Origin of the sequence: Streptomyces sp. NPDC005791 (assembly GCF_042871485.1) — a bacterium.
Classification (GTDB): domain Bacteria; phylum Actinomycetota; class Actinomycetes; order Streptomycetales; family Streptomycetaceae; genus Streptomyces.
On the sequence record NZ_JBIAIP010000003.1, the window covers coordinates 66961 to 81999 of the forward strand.

Annotated in this window: 15 protein-coding genes and 1 pseudogene; 9 read left to right on the forward strand and 7 right to left on the reverse strand. The window is 71.1% G+C overall.

Annotated features, from left to right (window positions below; translation table 11 throughout):
• Window positions 1–157: 157 nt before the first annotated feature.
• The gene (locus tag ACFYSH_RS07475) at window positions 158–949 is read left to right on the forward strand and encodes a VOC family protein (protein WP_388751338.1); all 792 of its coding nucleotides are present in this window, start codon (window positions 158–160) and stop codon (window positions 947–949) included.
• 96 nt (window positions 950–1045) lie between these two features.
• Window positions 1046–1303 carry a WhiB family transcriptional regulator gene (locus ACFYSH_RS07480; RefSeq protein WP_359464878.1) on the forward strand — a complete coding sequence of 86 codons (258 nt, stop codon included), beginning with the start codon at window positions 1046–1048 and terminating at the stop codon, window positions 1301–1303.
• A gap of 57 nt (window positions 1304–1360) precedes the next feature.
• Here the strand turns inward: ACFYSH_RS07480 and ACFYSH_RS07485 are convergent, their stop codons facing one another.
• The 4 genes from ACFYSH_RS07485 to ACFYSH_RS07500 form a co-directional block, all read right to left on the reverse strand.
• Window positions 1361–2248 (reverse strand): chitosanase, encoded by an 888-nt coding sequence (locus tag ACFYSH_RS07485; protein ID WP_359465245.1) that lies wholly within the window; start codon window positions 2246–2248, stop codon window positions 1361–1363.
• Window positions 2249–2399: 151 nt separating this feature from the next.
• Window positions 2400–3377 (reverse strand): acyl-ACP desaturase, encoded by a 978-nt coding sequence (locus ACFYSH_RS07490; RefSeq protein WP_359464880.1) that lies wholly within the window; start codon window positions 3375–3377, stop codon window positions 2400–2402.
• A gap of 155 nt (window positions 3378–3532) precedes the next feature.
• Entirely contained in the window at window positions 3533–5179 is a 1647-nt protein-coding gene (locus tag ACFYSH_RS07495; RefSeq protein WP_359464883.1) for an ATP-binding cassette domain-containing protein, read from the reverse strand.
• A gap of 252 nt (window positions 5180–5431) precedes the next feature.
• On the reverse strand, window positions 5432–5848 hold the full coding sequence (locus ACFYSH_RS07500) for an SsgA family sporulation/cell division regulator (RefSeq protein WP_359464886.1): 417 nt from the start codon (window positions 5846–5848) through the stop codon (window positions 5432–5434).
• Between the two features lie 183 nt (window positions 5849–6031).
• On the opposite strand from ACFYSH_RS07500, the gene ACFYSH_RS07505 reads away from it, so the two are divergent.
• Window positions 6032–7117: an oxidoreductase gene (locus ACFYSH_RS07505; RefSeq protein WP_359464888.1), complete on the forward strand. Its 1086-nt coding sequence runs from the start codon at window positions 6032–6034 to the stop codon at window positions 7115–7117.
• A 31-nt stretch (window positions 7118–7148) separates the two neighbouring features.
• On the opposite strand, the gene ACFYSH_RS07510 is transcribed toward ACFYSH_RS07505, so the two are convergent.
• Window positions 7149–7997 carry a LysR family transcriptional regulator gene (locus ACFYSH_RS07510; RefSeq protein WP_359464890.1) on the reverse strand — a complete coding sequence of 283 codons (849 nt, stop codon included), beginning with the start codon at window positions 7995–7997 and terminating at the stop codon, window positions 7149–7151.
• 112 nt (window positions 7998–8109) lie between these two features.
• Between ACFYSH_RS07510 and ACFYSH_RS07515 the strand changes: the two genes are divergently transcribed.
• Window positions 8110–8835 (forward strand): SDR family oxidoreductase, encoded by a 726-nt coding sequence (locus ACFYSH_RS07515; protein ID WP_359464893.1) that lies wholly within the window; start codon window positions 8110–8112, stop codon window positions 8833–8835.
• A 183-nt stretch (window positions 8836–9018) separates the two neighbouring features.
• On the opposite strand, the pseudogene ACFYSH_RS07520 reads toward ACFYSH_RS07515, so the two are convergent.
• A pseudogene (locus ACFYSH_RS07520) lies at window positions 9019–9316 on the reverse strand (YciI family protein).
• A gap of 36 nt (window positions 9317–9352) precedes the next feature.
• Here ACFYSH_RS07520 and ACFYSH_RS07525 point away from each other — a divergent pair.
• Window positions 9353–10030: an endonuclease V gene (locus ACFYSH_RS07525; RefSeq protein WP_359464896.1), complete on the forward strand. Its 678-nt coding sequence runs from the start codon at window positions 9353–9355 to the stop codon at window positions 10028–10030.
• A gap of 83 nt (window positions 10031–10113) precedes the next feature.
• Window positions 10114–10260, forward strand: coding sequence for a morphogenic membrane protein MmpA (mmpA, locus tag ACFYSH_RS07530; RefSeq protein WP_383114287.1), 147 nt, complete (start codon window positions 10114–10116; stop codon window positions 10258–10260).
• A 27-nt stretch (window positions 10261–10287) separates the two neighbouring features.
• Here mmpA and ACFYSH_RS07535 read toward each other — a convergent pair whose 3' ends face one another.
• Window positions 10288–11481 carry a saccharopine dehydrogenase family protein gene (locus tag ACFYSH_RS07535; protein ID WP_388751342.1) on the reverse strand — a complete coding sequence of 398 codons (1194 nt, stop codon included), beginning with the start codon at window positions 11479–11481 and terminating at the stop codon, window positions 10288–10290.
• A 204-nt stretch (window positions 11482–11685) separates the two neighbouring features.
• Here ACFYSH_RS07535 and ACFYSH_RS07540 point away from each other — a divergent pair, with 204 nt between their 5' ends.
• Genes ACFYSH_RS07540 through ACFYSH_RS07550 form a run of 3 tightly spaced genes read left to right on the forward strand, consistent with a single transcriptional unit; the run spans window position 11686 to window position 15015 of the window.
• The gene (locus ACFYSH_RS07540; protein WP_359464902.1) at window positions 11686–12837 is read left to right on the forward strand and encodes a CaiB/BaiF CoA-transferase family protein; all 1152 of its coding nucleotides are present in this window, start codon (window positions 11686–11688) and stop codon (window positions 12835–12837) included.
• Entirely contained in the window at window positions 12837–13871 is a 1035-nt protein-coding gene (locus ACFYSH_RS07545) for an LLM class F420-dependent oxidoreductase (protein WP_359464904.1), read from the forward strand. The genes ACFYSH_RS07540 and ACFYSH_RS07545 overlap by 1 nt, the downstream gene beginning before the upstream one ends.
• Before the next feature lies 1 nt (window position 13872).
• On the forward strand, window positions 13873–15015 hold the full coding sequence (locus ACFYSH_RS07550) for an acyl-CoA dehydrogenase family protein (RefSeq protein WP_359464907.1): 1143 nt from the start codon (window positions 13873–13875) through the stop codon (window positions 15013–15015).
• Window positions 15016–15039 lie beyond the last annotated feature (24 nt).

The following is a 15039-nucleotide window of genomic DNA, read 5'->3' on the forward strand; positions in this document are numbered from 1 at the left end:
GGGCCGGGCCGTTCGATGAGCCGCGGGTGCTCCTCGCGCGGCTCACGGCACGGCGCGGACTGCGGTTGCCGGTGCCTGGTGCAAGACTCGGAGACATGCGGCATCTCCGTGTCCGACCAGACGAGCGGGCCGACGCGACTCGCTGAAGGAGCACACCATGCTCGACCCGGCTTTCGTTACCGGCGTCCCCAACTGGATCGACCTCGGTACCCCCGACATCGAGGCGGCCACCGACTTCTACCACGGTCTCTTCGGCTGGGAGCTGGTGCCAGGCGGCCCCGAGACCGGTGGCTACGGCATGTACCAGCTGCGGGGCAGGACGGTCGCAGGGGTCATGACCGTCCCTGAGGACCAGGGGCAGCCGGCCTGGTCGGTCTACTTCCAGACCCCCGACGCGGATGCCACCGCGCGTACGGTCGAGCAGGCCGGAGGCACCGCGGCGTTTCCTCCGATGGACGTCCTCGACTACGGGCGCATGGGGGGTTTCACGGACAGCACCGGCGCGTACTTCGGCGCCTGGCAGCCCGGGACGCTCACCGGCCTCGGCATGATCATGGAACCGGGCGCACTGGTCTGGGCCGAGCTGTACACCCCGGACGTCCCGGCCGCGGCCGCGTTCTTCCACACCGTCTTCGGATGGCAGACCGATGCCATGGCGTATCCCGGTGGCTCCTACACGATGATCCGCCCCGCGGGGAGCGAGGACGCCGACTCCTCCTTCGGAGGGATCGTGCCCCTCGACGCGGTGCCGAGCCAGGCCGAGGCGGGGCCGCACTGGCTGCCGTACATCGCCGTGGACGACACCGACGCGGTGGTCGCCGGTGCGGAGCGGCTGGGCGGCCGGGTGGCCATGGCCGCCACGGACGTGCCGGAGGTCGGCAGGATCGCCACGTTCACCGATCCTGCGGGTGCGGCGTTCGCCGTGATCAAGCCGGCGCCGATGGAGTAGAAGAGGACCGTGGCGCCCGGGCCGGCCGATTCCGGCCCGGGCGGCGTTGAACCATCGTTGATCGCTTGTTTATCGCACCCCGGCACCGTGTGACTCATGCCGATCAACACCATGACCGAGACCGACGAGCTCGCCTGGCAGGAGACCGCGTTGTGCGCGCAGGCCGGGCCCGAGTTCTTCTTCCCGGCGCCGGGCAGTTCCACCCGGGAGGCCAAGCAGCTGTGCAATGCGTGCGAGGGCCGGATCGCCTGCCTGGAGTACGCACTCGCCAAGGACGAGCGCTTCGGCGTCTGGGGCGGGCTCTCCGAGAAGGAGCGGGAGCGGCTGCGTAGAGGCCGTTCCGGCCGCGGCTGAGCAGTCGTGCCGGGCGAGGCCCGTCCCCGACGGGCCGGCCCCTGCCGTCCGTTCCCGTCAGGCGATGCGGAACGTCTCGCCGTACACCTGCCACACCAGTGGCTGCTTCAGCTCGAGGTTGCCCTCGCGCAGGAACACCCGCTGCGCCGTGTCGATCCGGGTCGTGTCGCGCTGGACCTTCCGGGCCTGGATCGCCGACCGGCCCTCATCGAGGAAGGCGTTCAGATACGCCTTCTCGTCGCCGCCCTCGGCGGCCGTGTCCGCCGCTGCCATGGCGGCGTCGCGAATGCCGTAGAAGCCGTTCGCCTCGACACCGGGGCCATGCAGGACCATCGCGTCGTAGTAGATGAACTGCCCCAGAGTGCCGAGGCCGTCCATCTTCGCCAGCCGGACCGCCGGCTCGAAGTACAGCTCGTCGCGCGTCGTGTCCTGCGCTTCCCGGAACGCCGGGTCCTGCGCGGCCTGGCGCCAGGCGTCGGTGAAGCCCGGATCCAGACCCTCGTGCGAGTCGGTGCCGTCCACCGCGCGCAGGGCGGGGAGGAACGAGGCGAGCGGATTCTCCGGATGCTTCTCGGTGTAGGCCTCGACCAGTTGCAGCATGTCGTTCGTACCGGAACAGAAGCCGACTATGCCGGCGGTGTAGCCGGTGCCGTCGCCCACGTCCTCGATCGCTCCGTACTGGCTGCGCCAGTCCACGGTGGACGCTTCCGCGCTGGCCACGAGTCTGGCCGCCGTCTCCTTCATCGCCGGAGCGGCGAGGCCGGCAGGCAGCGCGTCGATGTCCGCGGTGTGCTCGTCGGCCGGTTCGGCGGCTTCCGGCTTTGCCGTACCGGTTTTTCCGGCGCCCGTCTGCTGGACGACCGTAGGCGGCTCCGAGTCGCCTCCGCTGAACAGGATCGAAGCGACAATGGCGATCGGTGCACCGAAAAGAACAAGACGCGTCACAGGTTTCACGGGCACAGAGTACGGTCTGTGAAGCCGTGGGGTCAGCCTGGACGCAGCGCACGCGAAGTGGCGGCGCGCGTGCCATGCGCGCCGCCACCGAACGCGGATCGGGGAGCGGTTCCCGAGCCCGGCCGGGCGGTCGAAGGGCTGATCAGCCCTGTTCCGCCCGGGCAGCCATGCGCGCCTTTCGGGCCGCCAGCTTCTCGTCGAACTTCGAGGCCTCGCTGTCCAGGCCGTTCATGTACAGCCCGAGTTCGTCCTGCGCCTTGAGGCCCTCCGGGCCGAGGCCGTCGATCTCGAGCACCTTCAGGTACCGCAGGACGGGCTGGATCACGTCGTCGTGGTGGATGCGCATGTTGTAGATCTCGCCGATCGCCATCTGTGCGGCGGCCCGCTCGAAGCCGGGCATGCCGTGTCCGGGCATCCGGAAGTTGACGACGACGTCGCGCACGGACTGCATCGTGAGGTCCGGGGCCAGGTCGAAGGCGGCGCCCAGCAGGTTGCGGTAGAAGACCATGTGGAGGTTTTCGTCGGTCGCGATCCGGGCCAGCATCCGGTCGCAGACGGGGTCGCCCGACTGATGGCCGGTGTTGCGGTGCGAGACGCGGGTCGCGAGCTCCTGGAAGGCGACGTACGCCACGGAGTGCAGCATGGAGTGGCGGTTGTCGGACTCGAAGCCCTCCGCCATGTGCGCCATGCGGAACTGCTCCAGCTTGTCCGGGTCCACGGCGCGCGAGGTGAGCAGGTAGTCGCGCATCACGATGCCGTGCCGGCCCTCCTCCGCGGTCCAGCGATGCACCCAGGTGCCCCAGGCGCCGTCGCGCCCGAAGAGGGAGGCGATCTCGTGGTGGTAGCTGGGGAGGTTGTCCTCGGTCAGCAGGTTCACGACGAGGGCGATGCGGCCGATGTCGGTGACCTTGGACTGGCTGGTCTCCCACGCCTCGCCGTCCTCGAAGAGGCCGGGGAAGTTGCGGCCGTCGGAGAACGGCACGTACTCGTGGGGCATCCAGTCCTTGGCGACCTTGAGATGGCGGTTGAGTTCCTTCTCCACCACCTCTTCCAGCGCGTACAGCAGTTGGGCGTCTGTCCACGCCTTCGAACTGCCGAGGTGGGGAGAGGCGATTGTCACGGGGAGCTCCTGGGGACGGGAGAATTACCTACGGCTTCGTAGGTTACGTGACCGTAGGTTAAGGCGGCGGTAAGGCCATAGCCAAGCCCGACCCTCGCAGTGTGTGCTCACTCACTGTTATCCATGCAGGTCAAAAGCGTGTACGAGGGGACAAGTCAGGCAGGGTCGCCCCCGGTTCCCGGCAGCTGGCCGGGGGCGATGTCCCGGAGTCCGTCCGCGTCCAGCAGCAGCCACCGGGTGATCCCCAGGGAGTGCAGGAACGGCACGTCGTGGCTCGCCACGATCAGCGCGCCCTCGTACGCCTCCAGGGCCGATGTCAGGCGGCGCACGCCGGACATGTCGAGGCTGTTCGTCGGCTCGTCCAGCATCAGCAGCCGGGGCGCCGGCTCGGCGAGCAGCAGCGCCGCCAGCGCGGCCCGGAACCGCTCACCGCCCGAGAGCGTGCCGGCCGGGCGGTCCGCCCGCGCCCCTTTGAAGAGGAAGTGTGCCAGCCTCGCCCGGATGCCGTTGTCCGTGGTGCCCGGCGCGACGCGTGCCACGTTGTCCACCAGGGACAGAGCGTCGTCGAGGACGTCGAGACGCTGCGGCAGGAAACCCACCGGCACCTGGGCGGTCGCCACACCCGACACCGGGTCCAGCTCGCCCGCGATCGTGCGCAGCAGCGTCGTCTTCCCCGCGCCGTTGCGGCCGACCAGCGCGATCCGCTCCGGGCCGCGCAGATCCCACTCGCCCCGCACCCGCGCCCCGTAGGTGAGTTCGAGGTCCCGGAGCAGCAGCACGCCACGGCCCGGGTGCACCCGGGTGTGCGGCAGCTCGATCCGGATCGCCTCGTCGTCCCGCACCGCTTCGACCGCCTCGCCGAGGCGCTCCTGCGCGTCAGCCAGCCGCTCGGTGTGCATGATGCGGTGCTTGCCGGCCGACTCCTGAGCGGTCTGCTTGCGCTGACCCATCACGGCCTTCGGCTCCCGCTTGGTGTCCCACATCTTCTGCCCGTACCGCTTGCGCCGGGACAGCTTGACGTGCGCGTCGGCGAGTTCGCGCTTCTGGCGCCGCACGTCGGCCTCCGCGACCCGCACCATCCGCTCGGCGGCCTCCTGTTCCACGGCCAAGGCCTCCTCGTACGCCGACAGGCTGCCGCCGTACCAGGTGACGGCGCCGTCCCGGAGATCCGCGATCCGGTCCACCCGCTCCAGCAGCTCCCTGTCGTGACTGACCACGACCAGCACGCCCGTCCAGGCTTCAACGGCGTCGTACAGCCGCTCACGGGCATACAGGTCGAGGTTGTTGGTCGGCTCGTCCAGCAGCAGGACGGAGGGACGTGCCAGCAGCAGCGCGGCCAGGCGCAGCAGTACGCACTCGCCGCCGGACAGCTCGCCGATGGTCCGGTCGAGACCGATACCGGCCAGGCCGAGCTGATCGAGCACGGCGTGGGCGCGTTCCTCGACGTCCCAGTCGTCCCCGACCGCGGCGAAGTGCTCCTCGGTGGCGTCACCCGCCTCGATGGCGTGCAGCGCCGCCCGCGTCGCGGCGACACCCAGCACCTCGTCGACCCTCAGGGCCGTGTCCAGGACGAGGTTCTGGGGGAGATGGCCGACATCGCCGACCGTCCTGACGTGTCCTGACGTCGGGGTGAGTTCACCGGCGATCAACCGCAACAGGGTGGATTTGCCGCTGCCGTTGAGACCGATCAGCCCGGTCCGGCCGGGCCCCACGGCCAGGTGGAAGCCGTCGAAGGCCTCGCTCCCGTCGGGCCAGGCGAACGAGAGGGAGGAGCAGAGGACATGCGGGGTGGATGCGGGCACAGAGGCCTCCTGGTTGCGTCGAGGGATCACGAAGGGCGGCTCGGACACCGGGGTCACGCAGGGCACACGTGCGTCAAGGCACGCGGTGCGGTGTGCGGACACCTCAGATGTGGAGCAACGTCCTTCTCCGATACGACGACAACAGGGCCACCGGAGACGTTACGAGCGGCCCTGCCGGCACGCAACCGAATTCGGCCGGGCCGTGTCCGTGACGTCCCGGGGCCGTGGGGACGCGCGCAGGGACCGTTCAGCTCAGGACGGCCCGCCCAGCAGATCCGTCAGATCGCCGTCCAGGTCCATGAAGCGGTACTCGTCACCCACCGGGACCAGCTCCTGCGCCCGCTGCAGGAAGCGGCGCAGTTCGGACGTCAGGACATGCACCATCGCGATGCCCTCGACCGCGTGGAACTCCAGCACCGTGCGGTCGTACCCGAACGGCCGGACCCGCACGTCGCCGACGCCGGCCGGCGAGTCCATGCCGGTGGCGAGCAGTTCACGGGAGAACTCCCAGGACACCTCGGTGCCTTCGAGGGTCGCCGGGCCCGGGAACGCCATGCGGACGGCGAAAGGATCATGGCGGTCGTAGTGCAGAGTGGCGGGCAGGGTCTCCATACGCGGCGCGGACGCGACCATACGGGCCTGCACGGACTGCTCGATAACGCTGGACAAGACCTGCTCCCTCTCGCCTCGGACGAACGGTTCCCGGCATTGGAGTAGACGACGGAACGCCTCCATCCGTGCACCGGGGGACGGCGTGAGCTGCGTCACCGCTCCGGCCCCCTCCGGTCGACTGCCCCGTTTCGTGCGAGGCACCCTGGACGCGCGTCCACCGGTGGGTTAGCTTCCAGCGCCATGAGGGCCATGGGGAAGACGAGAAGGCTTCTGGTACCCGTCCTGTGCGGCGCGGCGGCGGCCGCCGCCCTGGCCGTGCCGTCGGCGCAGGCCACGGCGGGCGGGTCCGACGGCCGGGAGCCGCGATGGGCGCTCACGGCGACGGCAACGGACGCCCGCTTCCGCGGCCTTGCCGCCGTCGACCGCGAGGCCGCCTGGGTCGCGGGCTCAGGGGGCACGGTCCTGCGCACCACCGACGGTGGGCGCCATTGGCGCGATGTCGCGCCGGCCGGTGCGGCAGGGCTGGAGTTCCGTGACATCGAGGCGTTCGACCGGCGGCGCGCGGTGGCTCTGGCCATCGGCGAGGGCGAGGCGTCCCGGGTCTTCCGTACCGAGGACGGGGGCGCGTCCTGGGCCGAGTCCTTCCGCAACACCGACGCCCGGGCCTTCTACGACTGTCTGACCTTCTTCGACAGCCGTCACGGGCTTGCGATGAGTGACCCGGTGGACGGGAAGTTCCGCATCCTGTCGACCTCGGACGGCGGACGGAACTGGCGGGTACTGCCCGATGCCGGGATGCCCGCGGCGCAGCCCGGCGAGGCAGGGTTCGCGGCGAGCGGCCAGTGCCTCGTGAGCTCGGGCGGCAAGGACGTCTGGCTCGCCACCGGCGGTGCCGCGACCGCCCGGGTGCTGCACTCCGGCGACCGCGGCTTCACCTGGACGCAGGCGCCGTCGCCGGTGCCGGCGGGGGACCCGGCGCGTGGGGTGTTCGGCCTCGCGTTCAGGGACCGTACGCACGGCATCGCGGTCGGCGGTGACTACCGGGCGGACCAGGCTTCGCCGGACGCCGCGTCCGTCACGGGGGACGGCGGTCGGAGCTGGCACGGTGCGGCGACGCCGCCCGCTGCCTACCGGTCCGGTGTCGCCTGGCTGCCGCACAGCCGGCGGTCGGCGCTCGCCGTGGGGCCGAGCGGCACCGACGTCACCCGGGACGGCGGGCGCACGTGGCGGACCGTGGACACCGGCTCGTACGACACGGTCGACTGCGCGCCGGACGGCGGGTGCTGGGCCGCGGGTGAGCAGGGGCGGGTCGCGCGGCTGCGGTAGCGGCGGGCCGTCCGGACGCGGGCCACGCTCCTCAGAGACGCGCCGCGGTGCGGACGAGGCCCGCGACGGCCACGGACCGGCTCTGCGGCGGCCAGGCGATGACGGTCGTGATCGACGGCGCGTCCAGCACCGGCACGGCGGTCAGATCGCCCCCGAGCTGGGCCCGGCACGACTCCGGGGCGATCATGACAGCCCGGCCCAGCGCGACCAGCTGGAGCAGCTGCGTGTGGTCACGCACCTGTGGACCGGTGCCGTCCGGGTACGTCCCGTCCGCACGCGGCCACCGCGGCATCGGCAGCCCGGGCAGGGTGGAGATCTCGGCCAGGTGCACGCCGGACCGCCCGGCCAGGTCGTGCCAGGCGGGCAGCACCGCGATCTGTCCCTCCGTGGACACGTCCTCGGTGTCGAACCCGGCCGTCGCGTCGAACGGCCGGTGCAGCAGAGCGACATCGGCCCGGCCGTCCCGGAGCAGTCGCTCCTGCTCCCCGATGCCGCACAGCAGAAGATCCACGGTCAACGCGTCGGGCTCCGCCGCGTAGGCGTCCAGCAGTTTCGCCAGGAACTCGCTGGACGCCCCCGCCTTCGCCGCGAGCACGACACCGGCCTGACCGGCCGCGGTGGGGGCGGCACGACGGGTGCGGCGCTCCGCGGCCTCCACCGCGTCCAACGCCGCCCGTGCCTCCCGCAGCAGCACCGCCCCGGCCTCGGTCAGTGAGACCGCGCGGCTGCTCCGCGCCAGAAGTGCCGTTCCCAGGTGCCGCTCCAGCTTGGCGATCGCCCGCGACAGCGGTGGCTGCGCCATTCCCAGCCGCTCCGCCGCCCTGCCGAAATGCAGTTCCTCGGCGACAGCGACGAAATAGCGCAACTCGCGTGTCTCCATACCCGCAGCGTACCGGGGCCGGCGGGGCTCACCCGGTGTCGATACCCGTACGGTATCGCCGCACACCTGAACGGTGTTGGCGCGTTTCTCGGCGCCCGCACACGATGGACGCATGAGTGAGAAGAAGACCGCGCTGGTCACCGGCGCGAACAAGGGGATCGGTTACGAGATCGCGGCCGGGCTCGGCGCCCTCGGCTGGAAGGTGGGGGTCGGCGCCCGGGACGAGGAGCGGCGCGAGGCAGCCGTGGAGAAGCTGCGCGGGGCCGGTGTGGACGCGTTCGGCGTACCGCTCGATGTGACCGACGACGCGAGTGTCGCCGCGGCCGCCCGGCTCATCGAGGAAACCGCCGGCGGCCTCGACGTGCTCGTCAACAACGCGGGCATCACCGGCGGCGGACCGCAGGAGCCCAGCACGATCGATCTCGCGAGGGTGCGGGCGGCCGTGGACACCAACGTCTTCGGTGTCATCCGCGTGACCAACGCGATGCTGCCCATGCTGCGCCGCTCGGCGTCGCCGCGGATCGTGAACGTGTCCAGCAGTGTCGGCTCGCTCACCCTGCAGACCACGCCCGGCGCGGAGACGGGGCCGGTCGCCGTCGCCTACGCGCCGTCGAAGTCGTTCCTCAACGCCGTCATGATCCAGTACGCCAAGGAACTGAGCGACACGAACATACTGATCAACGCGGCCTGCCCCGGCTTCGTGGCGACCGACCTCAACGGCTTCCGCGGTGCCGGCACCCCCCAGCAGGGCGCGGCGACGCCGATCCGGCTCGCGACCCTGCCCGACGACGGCCCGAGCGGCAGGTTCTTCGACGACGCGGGAGAGGTGCCCTGGTGACGGGCCCGTATCCCCCTGCGCGTCTTCGTGCGGTGTCCGTCGCCCCGACGAAGCCGGGCGCCACTTCGGGTGGCTGGCCCACCTCTTCGGTCTCGACGTACCGGCGGCCGGCGCCCGTACGCGAGAGCTGCTCGGCTGGCATCCTGTGCACCAGGGTCTCGTCGAGGACCTGGGCGAGCGCCATCACCGTGGCGGGCGACTGTCCTGAGGCAGTCGCTGCCGGTACGGAGCCCGTGCGTCCGAGGTCTTCGTCGCGAGGGTGATCCGGTAGGCACAGACCTCGTGCGTGGCGAAGGGGTCGGACGCCGCGATCCTCTCCGTCTCGGCGCGGTCGTCGCCCAGGGCCAGGATCACACCGCCGTCGCGGGCGCGTCCGGGCGGCCCCGGCCGCGTACTGGGCGTCCAGCCAGCTGACGTGCTCATTCATGAGGGCGTCGACGTGCTCGACCGGTGCGAGGTAGGGCAACTCGAGTACGAACATGATCACGAGGCCGGCGGGCTGCCTAGACTGGGTCTCATGGAAACGTTCCGGATGCCCTCCGACGAGGCGGAAGCCCGTGCCGTCCAGGACGCGTTGCGCTCGAGGGTGATTCTGGACGAGCCGGGGCCGGTGCCGGGGGCCGGCCGGGTCACCGGGGTCGACGTCGCCTACGACGACGAGCGGGACCTCGTCGTCGCGGCGGCCGTCGTCCTGGACGCGGCGACCCTGGAGGTGATCGCCGAGTCCACCGCCGACGGGCGTGTGACGTTTCCGTACGTTCCCGGGCTGCTGGCCTTCCGGGAGCTCCCGGCCGTCCTGGCCGCGCTGGAAGGCCTGTCGGTGGACCCGGGGCTCATCGTCTGCGACGGCTACGGCCGGGCCCACCCGCGCAGGTTCGGGCTCGCCAGCCATCTCGGTGTCCTCACGGGTCTGCCGGTCATCGGCGTCGCGAAGAATCCCTTCACCTTCCGCTACGAGCAACCGGGGCTCCGGCGCGGCGACTTCACCCCGCTCATGGACGGGGACGAGGAAGTGGGGCGGGCCCTGCGCACGCAGGGGGCCACGAAACCCGTCTTCGTCTCCGTCGGGCACCGCACCGGGCTGGACAACGCCTGCGCCCATACGCTCGCCCTGGCCCGCGACTTCCGTCAGCCGGAGACCACCCGCAGGGCCGACGCCCTGTGCCGGGCCGCTCTGAAGGAAGCGATCGGCTGACCGTAGCCCCGCTCAGGGATCTGTTGCCGACTGAGTACATATACGGATGTTGTTTGTCGCACATCAGGGGCAGGCTGGTACACATGATCGACCACCACACACCTCAGATGAGCACCGGAACCGTACGTCTCTCCCAGCGTGGCGTCGCTGTGGGCATGACCCTGGGTGTCCTCGCGGGCGCCGGCTGGACCGTGTCCATGGTCGTCACGCTGGCCTCCTGGATGCTCTGACCGGGCGGGACCGGTGCCCTACGGGGTTCAGCGCACCGCCGCGACCCGGAAGCGCAGCCCGGCCGCCTGAAGCCGCTCCAGCAGCGCATCACCCATCGCCACGGCCGTCGTGACCTGGCCCGACGTCGCCGGCAGGTCGTCGAGGGCGAGCGCGAGAGCCGCTTCGGCCAGCATCTTCGCCGTCTCGTCGTAGCCGGGGTCGCCGCCCGACACCTCCGTGTAGACCCTCCGGCCGCCGCCCTCCCCGATGAAGCGCACCGTGAACCAGCTGCGTCCCCTGCGGTCTTCGCCGGGACCTGTACCCGGTTCTACCCGGGCCGACAGCCAGTGCCGCACGGCCGGGATCTGCGCGGCCCCCGTCAGCAGGCCAGCTGCCGCCGCGCCGCCGATCGCCACCGGCAGATGCTTCACCGAGGCGAAGTGCCGGTAGCGGAAGTCCGGGCCGTAGCGCTCCAGCCCACGCGCGGACCGTTCCACGACGCGGGGGTCCAGGGTCGGCAGCGGCAGGGCCCAGGTGCCGGTCTCCGAGCTGAAGTGCGGCGCCCCCTGCGGGGCGCGGGCCCGGCGGCCGACCAGGCGAGGCTCGTGCAGACGCCGTTCCCGCGCCGCCCGGACCGTCTGCGGCCCGCGGCCCAGCACCGTGAGCGCCGAGGCGAACGTACCGCCGGAGAACGCCGCGTTGGTGCGGACGTAGCCGTCGACGGTCAGCGGAACGCCCTCGGGGAGCTGCTGGACGGTGAACCAGACGCCGAGGTCGTGCGGTACGGAGTCGAAGCCGCAGGCGTGCACGAGGCGTGCCCCCGTCTCGCGGGCCCGGCCGTCGTGCTCCAGGTACATCCGGTCGACGAACTCCGCCTCACCGGTGAGGTCGGTGTAGTCGGTCCCGGCCTCCGCGCAGGCGGCGACCAGCTTCTCGCCGTACCGGACGTACGGTCCGACCGTGGACGCCACCACGTGCGAGGACTCGGCGAGTTCGCGCAGCGCGTCGGCGTCGTCCGCGTCGGCCGTCAGCAGGGGGAGGCCCGCGCAGGTCGGGTTGATCACGGCGAGGCGCTCGCGCAGCTGTTCCAGTTTGCCCCGGCTGCGGCCGGCCAGGGCCCAGCGGCAGCCGTCCGGCGCGTGTGCGGCGAGATAGGCGGCCGTGAGTGCCCCCGCGAAACCGGTGGCTCCGAAAAGGACGACGTCATAAGGGCGGCGTTCCGCCCCGTTCTGCCTGTTCATGAGTCCCTCCGCAGGGGGTCGCCGCCGACGTTGCAGCCAGAGGCTAGCGGAGGACTTCGTGGCGCTGCGCGCCTGGGAGGGCCTTGGTGCGAGAGGATCCGGGGAAGAACTAAGCGCTTGCTCGGCCAAAAGCCTTGTGCGGAGAGCGGTGCGTTCTTAGCATCATCGATGTTACATCAGTTGTGTCACACCGCTGGGGGCTTGATGGCAACGACAGGACGCGGGTCGCAGGGCCCGCTGACCGGAGTGCGCGTCGTCGAACTGGCGGGCATCGGCCCGGGGCCGTTCGCCGCGATGCTCCTCGCCGACCTCGGCGCCGACGTGGTGCGCGTCGACCGGCCGGGGGGTTCGGTCATCGGCATCGAACCGGCCTTCGACCTCACCAACCGCAACAAGCGATCGGTCGTCGTCGATCTGAAGGCCGAGGGTGCAGCCGAGCAGGTCCTCGACCTCGCCGAGCGTGCCGACGTCCTGATCGAAGGCTTCCGGCCGGGTGTCGCCGAACGCCTGGGCGTCGGCCCCGACGCGTGTCTGGAACGCAATCCGAAGCTCGTCTACGGACGCATGACCGGCTGGGGCCAGGACGGGCCGCTGGCCGAGCGGGCAGGGCATGACATCGGCTACATCGCGGTCACCGGCACCCTGTCCATGATCGGCAGGTCCGGCGAACCGCCCACGGTTCCCGCCAATCTGGTCGGTGACTACGCGGGCGGCTCGCTCTACCTCGTCGTCGGCGTACTCGCCGCTCTCCAGCACGCCCGTACGCCCGGCGGGACCGGACAGGTCGTCGACGCGGCCATCGTCGACGGAGCGGCTCATCTCGCCACAATGATCCACGGCATGTTGGCGGCCGGCAGCTGGCAGGACCGGCGCGGCTCCAACCTCCTCGACGGCGGCTGCCCCTTCTACGGCTCCTACGAGACCTCCGACGGCGGGTACATGGCGGTCGGAGCTCTGGAACCACGCTTCTACGAGGAGTTCGCCGGGCTCCTCGGACTCGGGGACGAGGCCCCCGACCGCAACGACCCCGGGCGCTGGGAGGCCTTGCGCACCCTGGTCGCCGACCGGTTCAGCACCCGCACGCGCGCCGAGTGGACCGAGGTCTTCCAAGGGACGGACGCCTGTGTGGCCCCCGTCCTCTCGCTCCACGAGGCACCCCGTCATCCCCACCTCGCCGCCCGCTCCACCTATCTGGAGCACGGCGGCCTCACCCAGCCCGCCCCCGCACCCCGCTTCTCCGCGACTCCCGTCTCCGTACGTACCGGTCCCGCGCTGCCCGGCGCGGACACCGAGGCCGTCGCCGCGGACTGGGGCCTGCCGGGTCTGCTGACCTCCGGGAAGGAAAAGACCGGCTGATGGAACTCTCCCTGCCGCTGAACTACGCGGGCGACCCGCGCGCCGCCTGCGACGAGGTGGCGGAACTCGAGTCCGCCGGCCTCGACGCCGTCTGGGTCGCCGAGGCGTACGGTTTCGACTCGCCCACCCTCATGGGTTACCTCGCCGCGCGCACCGAACGCCTGAAGATCGGCGCGGCGATCCTCAACGTCTACTCCCGCACCCCCGCCCTCATCGCCCAGACAGGAGCCGGGCTCGACGCCGTGTCCGGTGGCCGTGCCCTGCTCGGCCTCGGCGCCTCGGGCCCGCAGGTCGTGGAGGGCTGGCACGGCAAGCCGTACGACAAGCCGCTCGGCAGGACCCGCGAGACCGTCGAGCTCTGCCGCCGGATCTGGCGCCGCGAGGTCATCGACCACCACGGCATCACCGACATGCCCCTGCCGAAGGAGAAGGGCGGCAAGCTCGGCAAGCCGCTGAAGATCCTCACCCGGCCGGTACGCGACACCATTCCCCTCTACGTCGCCTCCCTCGGCCCCGCGAACGTCCGGCTGACCGCCGAGATCGCCGACGGCTGGCTGCCCACCCTCTACATCCCGGAGAAGGCCCAGCAGGTCTGGGGCACGGCACTCGCCGAAGGCGCGGCGAAACGCGACCCGGCGCTCGGCCCGCTGCGGACCGTCGCGGGCGGCCTGCTGGCCATCGGCGAGGACGCGGCCGCCGTCCGGGACCTCGCCCGCCCGCAGATCGCGCTGTACGTCGGCGGTATGGGCGCGCGCGGCAAGAACTTCTACAACGACCTCGCTGTCGCCTACGGCTACGAGAAGGAGGCCGCGACCATCCAGGAGCTCTACCTCTCCGGTAAGAAGAGGGAGGCCGAGGCCGCCGTCCCGGACGAGTTCTGCGAGCTCATGACGCTCTGCGGCCCCGAGGGCTACGTACGCGACCGCATCGAGGCCTTCCGTGAGGCCGGCGTCACCATGCTCAACGTCACGCCGGTCGGTCCCGAGCCGGCGCGGCTGATCTCCACCGTCAAGAACTGGCTCCAGGGGGCTTGAAGTGCAGCGGCAGATCTTCACCGAGGAGCACGACGCGTTCCGCGAGACCGTCCGCACCTTCCTGGCCAAGGAGGTCCTCCCGCACTACGAGCAGTGGGAGAAGGACGGCATGGTCTCCCGCGAGGCCTGGCTCGCGGCCGGCCGTCAGGGGCTGCTGGGCCTCGCCGTCCCCGAGGAGTACGGGGGCGGTGGCAACGCCGACTTCCGCTACAGCGCCGTACTGGCCGAGGAGTTCACCCGGGCCGGGGTCTCCGGGCTGGCGCTCGGCCTGCACAACGACATCATCGGCCCCTACCTCACCGGCCTCGGCTCCCAGGAGCAGAAGCGGCGCTGGCTGCCCGGCTTCTGCAGCGGCGAGACCATCACCGCCATCGCCATGACGGAGCCCGGTGCCGGCTCCGACCTCCAGGGCATCCGTACGAGCGCCGAGGACAAGGGCGACCACTGGCTCCTCAACGGCTCGAAGACCTTCATCTCCAACGGCATCCTCGCCGACCTGGTGATCGTCGTTGCCAGGACCGCACCCGAGGGCGGCGCGAAGGGCCTGTCACTGCTCGTCGTCGAGCGCGGCGCCGAGGGCTTCGAGCGGGGCCGCAACCTCGACAAGATCGGTCAGAAGTCCCAGGACACCGCCGAGCTGTTCTTCCACGACGTACGCGTCCCCAAGGAGAACCTCCTCGGTGAGCTCGACGGCGCGTTCATCCACCTCATGACCAACCTGGCCCAGGAGCGCATGGGCATAGCGGTCGCCGGAATCGCCGCCGCCGAACACCTCCTGGAGATCACCACCCGGTACGTCAAGGAGCGCGAGGCGTTCGGACGTCCGCTCTCCAAGCTCCAGCACATCCGCTTCGAGATCGCCGAGATGGCCACCGAGTGCGCCGTCACCCGGGCCTTCCTCGACCGGTGCATCGTCGACCACTCCGAGGGAACGCTCGATGCCGTCCACGCCTCGATGGCCAAGTGGTGGGCCACCGAACTGCAGAAGCGGGTCGCCGACCGCTGTCTGCAACTCCACGGCGGATACGGCTACATGACGGAGTACCGGGTCGCCAAGGCCTTCACCGACGGCCGTATCCAGACCATCTACGGCGGCACGACCGAGATCATGAAGGAGATCATCGGCCGCTCGCTGCTCGCCTGACCTCCCCGCCCAGCACCGACCCCG

Bases quoted from the DNA above. Each gene is read 5' to 3' on its own strand.
- ACFYSH_RS07505 (WP_359464888.1), top strand. From the start codon at position 6,032: ATGAGGGCCATGGGGAAGACGAGAAGGCTTCTGGTACCCGTCCTGTGC.
- ACFYSH_RS07480 (WP_359464878.1), top strand. From the start codon at position 1,046: ATGCCGATCAACACCATGACCGAGACCGACGAGCTCGCCTGGCAGGAG.
- ACFYSH_RS07515 (WP_359464893.1), top strand. From the start codon at position 8,110: ATGAGTGAGAAGAAGACCGCGCTGGTCACCGGCGCGAACAAGGGGATC.
- mmpA (WP_383114287.1), top strand. From the start codon at position 10,114: ATGATCGACCACCACACACCTCAGATGAGCACCGGAACCGTACGTCTC.
- ACFYSH_RS07475 (WP_388751338.1), top strand. From the start codon at position 158: ATGCTCGACCCGGCTTTCGTTACCGGCGTCCCCAACTGGATCGACCTC.
- ACFYSH_RS07525 (WP_359464896.1), top strand. From the start codon at position 9,353: ATGGAAACGTTCCGGATGCCCTCCGACGAGGCGGAAGCCCGTGCCGTC.
- ACFYSH_RS07535 (WP_388751342.1), bottom strand. From the start codon at position 11,481: ATGAACAGGCAGAACGGGGCGGAACGCCGCCCTTATGACGTCGTCCTT.
- ACFYSH_RS07510 (WP_359464890.1), bottom strand. From the start codon at position 7,997: ATGGAGACACGCGAGTTGCGCTATTTCGTCGCTGTCGCCGAGGAACTG.
- ACFYSH_RS07540 (WP_359464902.1), top strand. From the start codon at position 11,686: ATGGCAACGACAGGACGCGGGTCGCAGGGCCCGCTGACCGGAGTGCGC.
- ACFYSH_RS07545 (WP_359464904.1), top strand. From the start codon at position 12,837: ATGGAACTCTCCCTGCCGCTGAACTACGCGGGCGACCCGCGCGCCGCC.